This is a genomic window from Allocoleopsis sp., assembly GCF_036703385.1.
Lineage (GTDB): Bacteria > Cyanobacteriota > Cyanobacteriia > Cyanobacteriales > Coleofasciculaceae > Allocoleopsis.
In genome coordinates this window covers 76,873-90,987 of sequence record NZ_DATNPA010000295.1, presented here as the reverse complement: position 1 = coordinate 90,987, position 14,115 = coordinate 76,873, and the positions used below count along the sequence as shown (strand labels likewise).

The following is a 14,115-nucleotide window of genomic DNA, read 5'->3' as shown; positions in this document are numbered from 1 at the left end:
TTTTTTTGGTATTTAATATTAGTGCGCTTTTGCTTTTGTTGGCGTTTTTCTTTGACAATCAGCATTTGCTACCAAACACTACAAGTGCTGCATTGTTGTGCGTGATCGGAGGATTTACACAGCTTTCTGGAGTGACCTGAGTCAATAAAGGAGCGATCGCATGACTGAAGAGGAAGAAGATAATTTTTATCAATGGGAGAGGTGTGGACATAATTCCTCATCTCCAGGGAAAGGGCTTCCAGAAAGAATTCAGTACAAAGGATACTGGATTGGTTCAGCCCCTAACGACTTCGAGCTAGTTTGGTACACAAGGGAAGACGTTAATCGTCACGACCAGAACCTGATAATTCAAATGTTGGCAGTGATACTGCATGACAATGGTTATCGGGTTGGATGGCAAAAAGACTTGTATGACTCAGACGCGATCGCATTAGTTATTGAATTGCCCCAAGGGCGAATTGACTATTCAATCCCTATATCCGAGAAAATTGTAGAGTTGCCCGAATACGAAGGGGAGTGGCTCAAGCAAACTGGAGGAGCAACTATCTCTCAAAAGCATGAACGCATTATTGAGTTTATTCGTAACTTTCAATCCTCCTCTACCATAGAACCATTTGAAGCTTAGGAGGCGCGATCGCGTGAGTGAAATTGATAATATTGCTCAAAAACTCAGTGAAATTAGTGGAGTCCCATCAAGGGATATTCAGCAAACGTGGGCGCGTGTTAAACAGAACGGTGCAATACTTGATGGGTGTGGTCGTCATGACTTTAGTATCGACTTGCGCCCTGAAAAGGTAGCAGGAAAACGCTGGAAATGTGCTAATTGCGGCGGTGAAGTCAACAGCGAAAATAAATATTGGTATGAATTAGGTTTAGAACATAATGACTAATCCTTTCCCAGAACAGCCGTTATATTTTATAGACGCCGAATTTATTGAAGATAGCAGAAGGCGAACAATCGACCTAATCAGTATCGGGATTGTTTGTGACGATGGTCGTGAGTACTACGCCTGCAACGATGAATGTGATTTATCCAAGGCTAACGATTGGGTAAAGGCAAGCGTTATTCCAAGCTTACCGTCCAAGCATATCGGCGTTAATCCTGGCAATCCCGATGTTTCTCCCAGTGTTCGTCAGGATATCTTGCGGTGGAAAACTAGGGATATGATCGCTGCCGATATCTTGGAGTTTTGTAGCCCCAAAAAATACGGAAATCCCATCTACTGGGGTGAGTGGAGCTCATTCGACTGGGTAGTATTTTGCTGGATTTTTGGCGACATGATAGACCTGCCCGAAGGGTTCCCCATGCGATGTCGAGATGTCATCCAGTGGGCAGAAGACCACCTTGGGATAGGTGAGGAGGAATTGCCGCCAAGCTTGGAGACTGAAGGGAATCGCAATGCGTTGTTGGGTGCGCGATCTGTGAAGCGGAAGTGGCAGCACTGCTGGGAAATTGAAGTCTTCGGGGAAACCCAAAAAGATGCCTTGTATAGCGCGTTAATGGACAGGTGCGATCGCGTAACTCATCTCCTCCAAGGCGAAAACGTTGGTGCTGCTTTGGCTGAGGTAGCTGAACTTAGAAAAGAAGTGGAGCGACTCGCCAATGCCTGACACATCTCGTGTTCAACGATTAGGCGGAGGGAGAGTTCGCTATCGTGGGCGGGTATTTCCAGGTTTCAACAAACCCCGCACCATCAGTCACCCCAAATACAAACGGGAAGTACTAGCCAAACAAGGTAACACGATCGCGCTGTTGCGCTTCGGGGCACGGGGGTTCAGGCACAACTACTCTCCCAGTGCTAAACGAAATTATCTAACGCGATCGGCTGGGATTAGGGATAGATCTGGGCGGCTGACTAAAGACAATAAATTGAGCAAAAATTACTGGGCACGTCGAGTACTCTGGCCTCAGAACAAACCCACGACTTCTCAGAAACGAGTGTCGGCACTGAGACGGAGGATGCGACGGTGAGTGTGTATACCAAGCCAAGGTTACGCGATCACATAAAACAAAGCGTCCTCAATAGCAGCAGTGGAGGACGCCCAGGACAATGGTCTGCTCGCAAAGCTCAACTGGTTGCAATTCGGTACAGGCAATCTGGGGGCGGGTATATGAAAGGAGGATTGCGAGGTCATCAGAAAAGTCTCAAACGCTGGACAAGGGAAAAATGGCGCACTAACTCTGGCAGACCCAGCTTGCTGACGGGCGAGAGATATCTTCCAGATCGCGCATGGCGACGTCTCTCCCCAGCTCAAAAAGCCGCAACCAATCGAGCTAAGCGATCTGGTATGCGCGTCGGACGACAGTTCGTCCCCAATCCACCTGCTGCTAAACGGGCTTCACGACGCGCTAGAGTGGAAAAATTGAGGCGGTTGCGACAACGCTAAAACATGCCAGAAATCATTCACAAAATCATCAGACTGATTGATATGACCTTCGCTGAGCATGAGCGATATCGAAGGTTTAGAGGTGGAACGTGGCGATATGTAGAAGTCAGGGAGCGAACAGGCTATAAATTATGGACACCAAAAGCTTTACCCAAGAACGATTACTTTGTATTGGAAACCAAGGAATATCGTGGATTGCTAGATTTGTTTTGGGCGCGATCGAGATAGTCGCGGCTGATTACCTCGCTTATCGACGTTTAAGGAAAGGGCGATGGTACAAGGTGCAAAATATCCATGACCCCAGATGTTTTGAATGGGTTCATGAGTCTAATCTATTCCACCGAGGACTGGAATGGGACGAAGAAGAAATTGTCAGTCTAGATGACCACGCCAGTAAGTGAAAGAGGAGACGCCTTCATCCCTAGCGATGTTTTCCAAAGAGCGGTAAAAGTTCTGAGTGAGTTGCTCAGCATTGGGAATCGGCAATCCCTCATCCACAACAGAATTTTCTGTGAATTCACAGATAAATCCGGCTTCAACAATTTTCTTCGCGATCGCGCGTGACTGTTTCCAACCCAGCACCCCTTCCACCAAAACCTTACGCAGTCGGTGATGATGCTGAACGCCTATTCCATGAATAGGAACACCTCTATCTTTAGCCTCTTGACACCAACTAAGAAGACTATCCCACTTGTGAGTCAATGTGGGTCTGTAGTCATTAACAAATAACTGCGCGTCGGGGTTTGCCTCATGCGCCCAGTGGAAAGCTTTTTCTATATAAGGGGTAATGGGTGAAAATCTAAAATCACCATTATCTGCCATCGGTTCGTTCACTACATCCCAAGCGTAAACACGGGGATATCGCGATACCAGCGTTTGTACAAAGTTCTTTAGAACGCCCTCAATGTCATCCGACTGAAGCACCCAGTCGGGAAGATTTCGGTGCCACAGCAGGCAATGTCCCCTAGGTTTTTTGCCCCACGTCTCGCATAAATTAACAAAGCGATCGGGCAGTTCCCACTTCCATTCGTTCTCAAACTCCACAATGTGCATAATCTTAAATGCATTGTGGGGTGTGACGATTTGATATTTGTCAAAGTTTTCTGGAGTGGTTCTACCAACCGATGTTCCTAATAGCATTATCAACTACGAATTACGAATTACGAATTACGAATTACGAATTACGAACTACGAATTATAATCCCGTCCCTGCGCCATTGCCTGTAATATTTATCCAGTCGGAAGACGTTCCCGCATTGTTAACGGACAGGTAAACCGATTGCGATACCGCATCTATCGCAATCATTCCAATTAAAAAAGCACCTCCCGATGGTGGCTGGTAACCCACTGCTGGCGTCCCGCCCATCGCAATCCATCGTCTTGAGGTGTCTGTTCCTGTCATTACGTTAACTGAGAATTCTGCGAGCGAGGAAGACACCCAAACATGATTAGTTGGCGGAACAGCAAACAAGTTGTAGGGTCTTGCCACAATCATATTGGCGTTATTCGGCAGGCTTGCTCTTTGCCTCAGTGCCGATAAATTTGAGACGGAATAACTGGCGATCGCTGACATTAAATTTGCTTCCAATCTGAAGTGCTACTGGTACCCGTCGAGACAAAAATTGTTCTAGGGCTTACCCCAGAGTTAACCCAAAAATACCCAACAAATGGAGGTACCACGTTGGGTGCATAAGTAAATACACCAAAAGCACCCGCTTGAGCTACCCATAACCTTGTAGTGTAGGCATTTGGTCGAACAATTAGAGGCTGAAGTTCAGTCAATGTAGAAGGGATAAGGGTGTACCAGCAAGGTGGTAGTCCTGTACCAGGCGTCACCACCGTCATCCTGGCATTGGTTGGTAATGCTAGGACATTCAATGCTTTTAAGGCAGTAACTGTGTCAACGGTAAACGCTGTGGTCATTATTTCGTCAAAATAGAAATATCGATATTAACGTTCAATTCTAAAGGCAGCGATTCTTCTGGATTATGCCAGTTGGGGTTGGTTTGCCAATCTGGTAGAGTCTGCCAGTCGGCACTGACGCGATCCATTGCTTTAGCCTGCAATGATTCGGCAGCATTCATAATAATTTTATGAGGCTGCTTTTGTGGAACCCCTGCGAATAGACGGACAAAGGCTAGCAGCGTGGACGTTGTCCCGTTCAAGCGGTACAGGTACACATTGGAATCCACGTCACAGTTTAATAGCAGTGAGAAAATGTTTTCCTCTGCTGTTGCTGCGGTATAAATTGTGGTTAGCGTACCACCAACCTGTATGAAAACTCTGCTGAAAGGCATGAAGATACCATAATTCACCGATATTATATCGTTTGCCCAAAGTTGAGATGCGATGATTTCTCAAATGACAACTATTAGTTGTCAAACAACGTCAAAGCGATCGCGTAGATTAATTTCAGCGTGATCGCTTAATATTAAAAGACGCCCCCTCTCGCCACGATTCGGCACATGTCGGTTCGTCCCAACTCCCCTCTTTTCTTCTCATCTCAACAAAAACGATCTTCTTTGACTTTGCTCGAAGGAGATCGCTTAACATTTAGAAACTACACCACTCATCACTCCACATCTCAACTCAACTCGACAAAACCTAGGTGCAAATCCTAGGTTTTTACGTATCATATATCTATAGATTTCTTAGAAAATATGACCAAGCTTGCAATAGTAAAGCTCAAGGGTGTGTCGCCTTACTCCCAATCTCGGTTTCACAACACACCAAAGCTCAATAAAGAGTTGGCGGATGACTACGAAAAGCGAACTTGGAAGGAGCGTTTACATACCACCGAGGAGGGTGAGGTAGTAATTCCAGCGTTGGCGTTTAAAAACTGCATTGCTGAAGCGGCAAAGTTTTTAGGTTTGCAAATTCCGGGAAAAGGTAAATCTACTTATACCAAACACTTTGAGGCTGGGGTTTTGGTGGTAGATGACATTCCGCTTGGTATCTACAAGAATGATGTTGCTGGCAACTGGATGCACGTTCCTGCTGATGGAGTACGGGGGTCAGGTAAACGCGTACTCAAATGTTATCCCTTCATTAAGCCTGGTTGGGAAGCGTTGGTAACGTTTTATATCTTTGATGAAACGATTACCCAAGAGGTGTTCCTTTATCACCTCAAGCAGGCTGGTCAGCTTATTGGTGTGGGGACGTTCCGTGTCAGGAATAACGGTACGTTTGGCAGGTTTAAGGTGTTAGACCTTCAGTGGAAAGAAATTGAGGAGGACGCGATCGCATGAATGAGAATCAGTACAATTTTGTGGATAGCTATAGTCACCGAACATGGAGAAACGAGACCGATATCGAGGGATTGCTTTCGACCGCAGACAAGAAGCGCATCTTGATCGAAACGGCTAGATTCTTACTCAATCAACAGATGAAAAGCAAATCTGAGGACTTTAATCCTTTTGGTCAAAACTAGGAGGTCGCGTGAAGAAGCTTTCCTACGAAACAAGCACCTTAATTAAATACCTCAAAGACTGTGCGGATTCGGGTAAAGATGCGACATTCGAGGAGATGAGTCGATTACTAAAAGGTAACGTTCAATACAAGTTTAGAAATAATTTGTATCGAGCGCTGGGAATAGTGCGACGAGACTACCAGATGTTGTTTGTTTCCATCCCAAATGAAGGGTATAGACCGCTATTAGCTGATGTTGCCAAGAGTGTCACCACTAAGCGCCAGAAACGCATTCAGTCGGAGACAAACCACTGGGAGGTAGAGCTAAGTACCATTGACACGACAAAGTTAGATGAGAAAGAGTTTAAGTCCTATATGACAGCCTCTCTTAAGTTAGGGGTTCAGGCGTTTATCCTCACCGAAGATGTGAATGAGAAGTTGGAACTACAAGGGCAGAAAACTCGCAGTACTGGGTTGGAGTATGCAAAGCACGCGATTCGAGAGTTGATTGATGTAAAATAGTGGTTCAGTCCAGCCCAACTTGCCACTACTCGTCACTGTTCGGGTCTTTTCGTCTCGGCACAGCCCATCTCATTTCATCTCAGTACAGCTCTCCTCTGCTCTACTCCACTCATCTCATCTCAACAGAAGCGATCCCGTAGGGTTGAAGCTACGTGATCGCTTACTATTAAGCAACGGAAGTTCATGAATTCAACGCGAATAACTATAACTATTTCACCAGATGTTAAAGGATGGCTCCAGAAACACAAAGAGTATATTAATATCTCAGGAGTTTGTCAGTCTGCTATTCTTTTTGCTGTGACACGACAGGAATTTAAAGATTCTGGTAATTTTATGGCGCGGTTAGCGCTAGAAAAGCTGGGAGAACCTCACGCTAAAGGCTTTAAAGATGCTTTTGATGATGTTGTTGGGATGACATACCAAGATTTTACCGCGATTCAAAACGGCAGCTTTCCCGAATTCATGCTAGAGGAGCGATTTTCAACACACGCTTTTTGCGATTGGTGGAATCATTACTACCTAATGGGGTGGAAATCAGCATTAAGATTAATTTGGGACAAATATATCAAAACGCAATTATAGGCGCGATCTCTTAATATTAAGAGACATCTCCACTCGACTCCTCGCTACCCTGTTCTCCTCGCATCACGTCCCCTCGCCTCCACTCGACTCGCCCCAACGCATCTCAACAGGCGATCGCGTAGATTAAGTTCTGCGCGATCGCTTAATATTAGGAAACAACACTACTCGGCACTGCTCTGATCTTCTCGGCTCTTTTCATCACTCTTTACCACAACTCATCACAACAGGCGATCGCGTAGATTAAGTTCTGCGCGATCGCTTAATATTAAAAAACAACTCCGCTCCGCGCACCTCGTTTCGTCTCCGCTCTGCTTTTCACAACTCGATTCAACACGATTCAACAGGCGATCTGTTGCTTGCAGCAGATCGCGCCAAACTTTTCTACTGACAACTAACAGTTGTCAATTCCAAAATGCCTCTTATCACCCTAATTGGCGACTTCCAAGACAGTGTTATCGCGCCTCTACCAACCCCAACCAACAACACCGCTGTAGTGAATTTAGGTGTGGTGCCGGAGCAAGTCACAATTGCCGGAACCACCTATATCCAATCGCCCAACCCCACGCCTCAACCTGGGGAATATTTAGTGTTACCGTCGGGCGAAATTCAAATCGCTTTATCACCTGGGGTGGAAGCTGGAGACTTGGTGGTAGCCTCTGGGGCAGAAAGCATTAGGACAGACTACCTCGCACCGCCTTACCCTGCAATCTTTTACCAACTTCCCATTCAAGGGAGTTTTAGCTGGACGGATAACTTCGAGGGACATCCGTCGGGAAGCTTGAATTTCACCACTTGGGCTGGGATGCGCGATCGCGTAGTCTCTTTGCTATGTGAAGGGGCTGAGTTTAGCGCATTTGGGATTGGATTTCGGGTGTCATCCCTGAGCTTCACCGAAAGTTCCAACGGGATTCATGAGATATCGGTACAGGTGGGGTTAGGGGGGCGGCATGAGAATTACGACTTTGACGTACCCCTAAAAGGTGGGGGTACGGTAAGCACCCAAAGTCCAGCGTTGGAATTAGACCCCAATTGTGCTGGACAGATACCTGATGGAGCACAGAAAAAAGCCACCCCTACCTACACCAGTGTGCAGGCATTAGCCGCTAAGGTTGGTGATGCGTTCAGTGGGCCGTTTATGAAAGTTCCGATCGCAGCTGAAGGAAATGAATCAGGGAACTTCATGAACTTGGCGCAACAGCAGGTAAGGATGTTTGGCTGCTTTTTGGACTACTCCAACTTTGGATCGGTGAGTGCGCGATCGTTTTATGGGGTAGCACATCATCATTTAGACACTTGGCAAATTAAATCCGATATCTCCACCTCTGTAGCAGGTCGAAAGCGACGTAACTTAGGGGTAGGGAATGCTTTTCAACATCCCGATTTGGTAGAACGTGAAACAATTGATAGCTTTCAACCTTCAACCTTCAACCTTCAACCTTCACATGAAAACACTTCAATCTACCCGTGGGTAGCAACCTACGACCCGAAGCGAAAGCTAGAAGGGAAGTTTAGCGAACCACCTGAAGCGGTAGACAAGGAAGATACAACCGCCAATTCTGAATATCAACAACCTCGATGGAAAGCTCATGTTCCAGTGAGAAAAGTTGTACCAAAACCTGTGGATGACCCCAGCATTCCCCCTGCTGGCACTGGGGCATTAAAAGATATTTCCCTAACCTTTGATAACTCCGGCCCCACTAAAGAACAGGAAATTGAAATTACTGAAGATGACCAACCTGTTGAGAGTTCATACAAAAAGTACGGGTTTGTGTTTTATGGCAAGAACATGTTTACTGACGGGGGTAGGCTGGTCGGTGCAACTCAAACAGACGCCATCGACGATCGCGGTGGGGTGGCACCGGGGTGCTGGCAACCCGTAGAACAGTGGACTAAAAAACATTTCTGGGACATGGATGGGGCGTTTAGCGTGTCTCGCGATACAGGATATTACTTGGGTTGGGACTTGGTTGGGGAAATATTGGGGCGTTATAAGGTGGAGAGTACCAGCTTAGAAACAACCAAGCTAGACCCCAAAGACAGCATTGAAGGGGCGGTATTAAACTGTCATTACTTTCAGTGGATTCCCAATCTTGGTGCCGAGCGCTACTACCTAGAAGCCAAGCGCGACTACTACAACGACATGCCACCCCGTCCGGTGGAGACCTATAAAATTTGCCTTCCCAACGGCACATCTCAATACGCGCAAGTCGAAGACCCCAGTTGGGTGGAAGAGTTTTTTGTAGTGAGAAAAACCACTAGGGAAAATGCCTTCAGCGCCAGACCCGACCCGGAAAATTCCCCACCGGATGAATTGCGGCAACCGTTAACACGGGGTCAAGAACGGTATCACGAGGAGTGGGTGACGGTACTCCCCAGCGTTAACACACGCACTGATAACTTTAATATCCCTAATCCTTCCCTCCAAGTCTCACAACCCCTGTTAGACGAGCAGGATTCCTACATCGTCACTCAAAGAGACTACTCATCAGGCGATGCCCAGTTTGCCAACTCGTTAGCTATGAGTACTGGGGAAAAGAACTACGGTAGGCCACCCACCCATTTACGCCGCACCTTATGGGACAAGGTGGAACCAGAAGCGGATAACGGCAGTAGCAATAAAAGTAGTCCCACGGCGCAAAATCAAATTGAGCATTATCTCAGCAGTGGGGGGATTAACCCGGATGCCAGAGTGGAAGGAGGGAGTTTAAGTTATCCATTCGCCACAACTCTTAGTCAAGCACTAACCGCTGCACAAACAGATCTCACAATTCAAAACCTTACAGGGGGAACAAAAGATAGTTTTAGTATTGATTTCAACCTCAACATGAAAGCCGGCGACACTTTAACGTATGTCGCTTGCAATACCGTTAGACCCCGACGAATACTAAGCATTTCCAGAGAAGTGTTGATAGATTCTAAAGGAGGAGCGCCTATTTTATTAGGCAGAAATTGTAATATTAACTTAGGGATAGAACGCGCTGCTCCAATGGTGTATTCAAGTCGGAAGGCTCCTGTTGCGGCACCAGAACGCAAACCTAAAGGCCAAACTCTGCAACGGTTATATATCCCAGATAGATACCCCTTAGGGGAAATATTAGACCCCAATTTACCCAGTAGAAGGAATTTTAACTTGTGACCAAGGACCAGTTAATTAAACATATTGCTGAATCGCTAAAGAAAAACGATGCTGCATTAATGGCAGACGTAAAAAAACAGTTAAAATCGGTACCTGTAAACGCAACCCGAAGCTTCCGTGGGCGATAAAGAACAGTTAGTAAAAACGATCGCGGACACTCTAAAAAAAGAGCTGACGATTGACGCGCCACCACAACGCGTAACCAGTAGCGTTAATACAAGGAAGACGCGATCACGTCCCGTTCCTGTAACGACTGGTTATAATACCGTATTTCTGCTTGATGGTAATATATGGGATGATAGCTCTACACTATTTTTTAATAATCCAGCTTACATAAAAGAAACGTTTAAGGGTAATATTGAGTTTCTTCAAGGTGTTTTTAAAACTCTTGGTGCCGATAAAAGCAAGAAAATTTACACGGGAACAGGAACTACATTTTTAGGTACACCACTCCCTGCCACAGGAAATCCTCTACTTAATTCACAATTTTTAAAAGACTATGTTCTTTCTCCTTTAGGTATTGAGCTTAAGTCAATAACGTCAAATGAATTAGAAAGTATTGATTCTGTTTTTTGGATGCCTTTTTTTCAGTATGACTGGTTTAATGTTAATCAAGAGATACTTAAATTTTCAGATACCGACATTAAAGTTTTAACCGCAAAAGCTAAAAAATACGGGTTAATTTTACAGGGAGAACTGGGCTTTTATTATATGGCGAATAATTATTATTTACAAAACTTTTATAAGCAAACAGACTGGCGTTTTACAACTTATTATTACCTACAAAACTGGATTAGTGTTGACAAACCAAGTAAAGGCGCAGTTGTAAAGACTGCTTCAGGGAGTGGGATACCCGTTTCTGAGTTGAAAGATAAACGACACGCTATTGCTACGTTTGATTTTCAAGGTACAAGTTATGCCGGCGCGATCGCGTGGAGAATGCTGTAATGCCTTGTGAGTTTGCCTACGGATTAACGAAGTTAGATTTTGTGCCAAGTGTCGTCGCTCTTATCAGCGGGGGTCAGTTTAGTGCGCCAGGAAGCTTAAAACTAACTCTATATGGACAAAATCGGGCAGGATTTACGATCGCGTCTGACACTGTAGAAGTCACCTACAGCGCAAGTCAGGCAATTCAAATTACTTTTCCTTCTACCAATAAAACCGAGGCCACAGACTTTCATTGGTACTGGCTGTGCCACAACGGCATGGTATTAGCGGGGTGGAAGGTTTATGCTTACGCGGTAGACCAAGATGGGCGCGTGATTGGGGTGAGTGAGCGAACGCTAACCCCTATTGTTTTAAGTCGCGATGCTCATGTTGCCGTCGCACCATCTGTCAACACCTCGGCACAGTTGCCGACGGGAAGCGACTTACTTTTAGGAATGGTGCGCCTGATTTCTGATAAAGGCGCATTTTATTATTACGACCCAGGGGACTATCGCCCGGTAGATGGAACGCAAATTTTAACCCCATCAGGACGCCCAACAGAGAAGTGGGTGCGGATGGCAGGTAACCCGCTACTTAGTTCGGTAACTGACCCTTACGGAAGTAGTGGGTGCGCCGCTGATGTAACGGCTGTGGCGTTAGATGCAGTACTACCTCCGCCTAAATATCCAATGGACGGGTCACGCAGTGTAATGCCCATTAAGCTTTATTGGCGCAATGATGGCTCAATGGCGATGCCCGCTGGGACAACGTTTGGGGTGGAAATTCGGCAAGAAGGGATAATTAGAAGTCAACTTTACGACCAGTTGTTAGTGGTGCGTCCTAGGGGGATAGTCAATTTAGCAACTGGGGCATTAGTTATCACTGATAGTAACGGCACGACCATTGATGAATTGGGGGCTGTCCGGATTTGGGAATATGGGGTTAGAGGCTTACTAACCATTAGAACGGACTTACCCGTAGGTTGGGCATATTTTGTAGAGGTCTACTTGCAGTTTCGCCCTGAACAGGTACAGCGACGTGTTACAGAAGGAACACGACTGAGTATCATACTTTACCCTTTTGCCCAAGCTGGGAACTTTGCTGGGGACTTGTGGGAGTTTGCTGGGGGGAAGGATATCGTGTTCTACTCCAGCGATCGCATGAGGGTAGTGCCCAACAATGGGGGTGGGGTGGATGTGTTGGAAGGTAGTGCTCTGGTGCAGCGCTTTAGTTTTCCGACCAAAGCTAGGCATCGAGTGTACGGAATTGCGCCGAATAAAACTGGGCAGAAAGTTACGGTTGATGGGAATGGGGGGATATTTTTAAGAGGGAGTACAGTACCAGGGACTGAAGCGGTTCGGGCTATTGTCGATTGTGCTGCCGGATATTCTAAAGTTGGGAGTTGGGGAAGTGTGACGGTTACGGCAAACCAAGCCATTTCTCTGACCTGCACTTATCCCGTAGCAATTCGAGCAGACTACCCTACCATTGGGGGAAACACCAAAGGGAGTTTTAATTTAATTACACTCGCGGTGTTTATTCGATTTGGGGGGAAGATTTATCGAGCTACAGTACCCGCGATCACGTCTCCTCAAATTGCAAGTTTGACAGGATTGACGGAGATTACGGCATTGCCTACACCACCCAGTAGCGACTACTGTTTGTTTGACCCGCCAGGGGTAACACTAAATGGGATCGTGGGAGGTAGTTTGGTAGCCGGGACTTATGAAGTGGCGGTTGGGTATTATTTAGATGGCTCGGTTGTATCACGGATTTCCCATGACCCCGTTGAAGGGTGTATCGCGGAAGTGCCGGGAAGTTTTGTGGATGTGTTTAACCACATTACCAACAAAAACAACCCCCACAACGTCACCCCTGCTCAATTGGGAGTGCCAACAACGGAAAACGCGATCGCGTTAATCCTAGCGCTTACAGACTAAACTTAATAAAAACGCCACAACAAAAATTATGCTAACCGCCACATATCCAGAACTTAAGGTTAACGTTGCCCCTAACGTTAAGGAACATGTCATTGGTATTGGTGAAGAAACCCGCGCGATCGCAGTAGAAATCATGAACATGGGGCAGAAGCCCTTAAAATTCCTCACCATGAAGTACCAAGCGGGAATGGGAGGACAGTGGTTCGACCTTATCACCAATGCCAAAGGGTATACCACCCAAACCACTGTTTTGCGGAAGTGGAATGGTGAGAACCCGTATAACCTAGGTGCCGGGAAAAAAGCGGTGCTGTATTTCGATGTGTCGGAAATTTGGGCTTTAAAAATCGACATGCAGTGCGAAGGCGATCGTAACTCTTTCCCGCTGCCAGAAACCAAGGTGGCGATTAACGCTTACGCTTTGAAAAATTTGGGTATCATTGGTGGTGCCGTTGCGCCAGTTAGTCAAACTGGAGTTGGGGGGACGGTATCAACCCCTAATTTTGTCAATACCTCTGATACGGGGCGGGTTGGTAAGGGGTCTATTACCAAGGCATCTAGTATCACGGTTATGAATATTGGAACAAAAATTGGTACCATTCAAACCACGCAAGGGGTTGAGAATCTACCCGCAGGGGCTACGGTAGGTTGGTCAGCCAATGCCGGTGAGATTGTAGGCGACATCTATTACGATGCTACTGGGACTAACTTTCTCATCACCTTCCTTGACGGAACCCACACTGAAGGGACAAACACGTTAGCTGAACCGATTTCGGATGAGTCTGGACAGTCGCTTACAGATGAATCTGACCAACCCTTAACAATGTAGTTGCGATGCCCACAAGTCTTGGTTTTAATCCCCCAGGAGGTGCGGGGTACTACGAAATTTATGAGGAAGGAGAAATCCTTCCTCTAATGACTTGGGTATTTGTACCTCTACGAAACGGGGTAGTGTTTAAAAACCAGCAATATACTTACACGGTTTTTCAAATCCCCACAGAAGTAGGACATCCCCGAATTCAAATCGGGGACTGTTGGGAAATCAATGGTGATGGCTTCGCCGGTTCGCAAAGCGACCATCGCGCACGCTTGGGCTTTATCCCTGCCAAAATGGTTGGTACAGAAGGGGATATCGTTGAAGTTACGTTTTGTGATACTCATCAGGTTCAGGATGACGTGATCGGGATTTGGTTATTTGCTTTGCCGTAAAGCTAA

19 protein-coding genes are annotated in these 14,115 nt (G+C 46.3%); 15 read left to right on the top strand and 4 right to left on the bottom strand.

The window, feature by feature from the left end:
* Positions 1-160 precede the first annotated feature (160 nt).
* The 6 genes from V6C93_RS14580 (at position 161) to V6C93_RS14555 (ending at position 2,789) form a co-directional block, all read left to right on the top strand.
* Positions 161-625: a hypothetical protein gene (locus V6C93_RS14580; protein WP_333477387.1), complete on the top strand. Its 465-nt coding sequence runs from the start codon at positions 161-163 to the stop codon at positions 623-625.
* 13 nt (positions 626-638) lie between these two features.
* Positions 639-890, top strand: a complete 252-nt coding sequence (locus tag V6C93_RS14575) for a hypothetical protein (protein WP_333477386.1) — start codon at positions 639-641, stop codon at positions 888-890.
* Positions 883-1,611 carry a hypothetical protein gene (locus V6C93_RS14570; RefSeq protein WP_333477385.1) on the top strand — a complete coding sequence of 243 codons (729 nt, stop codon included), beginning with the start codon at positions 883-885 and terminating at the stop codon, positions 1,609-1,611. The genes V6C93_RS14575 and V6C93_RS14570 overlap by 8 nt, the downstream gene beginning before the upstream one ends.
* Positions 1,604-1,972: a hypothetical protein gene (locus V6C93_RS14565; RefSeq protein WP_333477384.1), complete on the top strand. Its 369-nt coding sequence runs from the start codon at positions 1,604-1,606 to the stop codon at positions 1,970-1,972. Before V6C93_RS14570 ends, V6C93_RS14565 begins: the two co-directional genes overlap by 8 nt.
* Positions 1,969-2,388 carry a hypothetical protein gene (locus V6C93_RS14560; RefSeq protein ID WP_333477383.1) on the top strand — a complete coding sequence of 140 codons (420 nt, stop codon included), beginning with the start codon at positions 1,969-1,971 and terminating at the stop codon, positions 2,386-2,388. The genes V6C93_RS14565 and V6C93_RS14560 overlap by 4 nt, the downstream gene beginning before the upstream one ends.
* A gap of 131 nt (positions 2,389-2,519) precedes the next feature.
* Positions 2,520-2,789, top strand: coding sequence for a hypothetical protein (locus tag V6C93_RS14555; RefSeq protein WP_333477382.1), 270 nt, complete (start codon positions 2,520-2,522; stop codon positions 2,787-2,789).
* Here V6C93_RS14555 and V6C93_RS14550 read toward each other — a convergent pair.
* From V6C93_RS14550 to V6C93_RS14535, 4 genes are read right to left on the bottom strand one after another with little or no spacing between them, the layout of a single operon-like run.
* Positions 2,761-3,528, bottom strand: a complete 768-nt coding sequence (locus V6C93_RS14550) for an endo-1,4-beta-xylanase (RefSeq protein WP_333477381.1) — start codon at positions 3,526-3,528, stop codon at positions 2,761-2,763. The two genes, V6C93_RS14555 and V6C93_RS14550, sit on opposite strands and share 29 nt — an antisense overlap.
* Before the next feature lie 55 nt (positions 3,529-3,583).
* The gene (locus tag V6C93_RS14545; protein ID WP_333477380.1) at positions 3,584-3,976 is read right to left on the bottom strand and encodes a hypothetical protein; all 393 of its coding nucleotides are present in this window, start codon (positions 3,974-3,976) and stop codon (positions 3,584-3,586) included.
* Positions 3,961-4,311 (bottom strand): hypothetical protein, encoded by a 351-nt coding sequence (locus V6C93_RS14540; RefSeq protein ID WP_333477379.1) that lies wholly within the window; start codon positions 4,309-4,311, stop codon positions 3,961-3,963. The genes V6C93_RS14545 and V6C93_RS14540 overlap by 16 nt, the downstream gene beginning before the upstream one ends.
* Positions 4,311-4,685 (bottom strand): hypothetical protein, encoded by a 375-nt coding sequence (locus tag V6C93_RS14535; protein WP_333477378.1) that lies wholly within the window; start codon positions 4,683-4,685, stop codon positions 4,311-4,313. The genes V6C93_RS14540 and V6C93_RS14535 overlap by 1 nt, the downstream gene beginning before the upstream one ends.
* A 363-nt stretch (positions 4,686-5,048) precedes the next feature.
* On the opposite strand from V6C93_RS14535, the gene V6C93_RS14530 reads away from it, so the two are divergent.
* The 9 genes from V6C93_RS14530 to V6C93_RS14490 all read left to right on the top strand — a co-directional run bounded on the left by V6C93_RS14530 (position 5,049) and on the right by V6C93_RS14490 (position 14,109).
* On the top strand, positions 5,049-5,636 hold the full coding sequence (locus V6C93_RS14530) for a hypothetical protein (protein ID WP_333477377.1): 588 nt from the start codon (positions 5,049-5,051) through the stop codon (positions 5,634-5,636).
* Positions 5,633-5,818, top strand: coding sequence for a hypothetical protein (locus tag V6C93_RS14525; protein ID WP_333477376.1), 186 nt, complete (start codon positions 5,633-5,635; stop codon positions 5,816-5,818). The genes V6C93_RS14530 and V6C93_RS14525 overlap by 4 nt, the downstream gene beginning before the upstream one ends.
* Positions 5,819-5,826: 8 nt before the next feature.
* Positions 5,827-6,318: a hypothetical protein gene (locus V6C93_RS14520; protein WP_333477375.1), complete on the top strand. Its 492-nt coding sequence runs from the start codon at positions 5,827-5,829 to the stop codon at positions 6,316-6,318.
* Positions 6,319-6,501: 183 nt separating this feature from the next.
* Positions 6,502-6,900 (top strand): hypothetical protein, encoded by a 399-nt coding sequence (locus V6C93_RS14515; RefSeq protein WP_333477374.1) that lies wholly within the window; start codon positions 6,502-6,504, stop codon positions 6,898-6,900.
* A 412-nt stretch (positions 6,901-7,312) separates the two neighbouring features.
* Entirely contained in the window at positions 7,313-10,036 is a 2,724-nt protein-coding gene (locus tag V6C93_RS14510; protein WP_333477373.1) for a hypothetical protein, read from the top strand.
* A 117-nt stretch (positions 10,037-10,153) separates the two neighbouring features.
* On the top strand, positions 10,154-10,984 hold the full coding sequence (locus V6C93_RS14505) for a hypothetical protein (protein ID WP_333477372.1): 831 nt from the start codon (positions 10,154-10,156) through the stop codon (positions 10,982-10,984).
* Positions 10,984-12,903 carry a hypothetical protein gene (locus V6C93_RS14500; RefSeq protein ID WP_333477371.1) on the top strand — a complete coding sequence of 640 codons (1,920 nt, stop codon included), beginning with the start codon at positions 10,984-10,986 and terminating at the stop codon, positions 12,901-12,903. Before V6C93_RS14505 ends, V6C93_RS14500 begins: the two co-directional genes overlap by 1 nt.
* A 28-nt stretch (positions 12,904-12,931) precedes the next feature.
* Positions 12,932-13,729, top strand: a complete 798-nt coding sequence (locus V6C93_RS14495; RefSeq protein WP_333477370.1) for a hypothetical protein — start codon at positions 12,932-12,934, stop codon at positions 13,727-13,729.
* A 5-nt stretch (positions 13,730-13,734) separates the two neighbouring features.
* The gene (locus tag V6C93_RS14490; RefSeq protein WP_333477369.1) at positions 13,735-14,109 is read left to right on the top strand and encodes a hypothetical protein; all 375 of its coding nucleotides are present in this window, start codon (positions 13,735-13,737) and stop codon (positions 14,107-14,109) included.
* Positions 14,110-14,115: the final 6 nt, after the last annotated feature.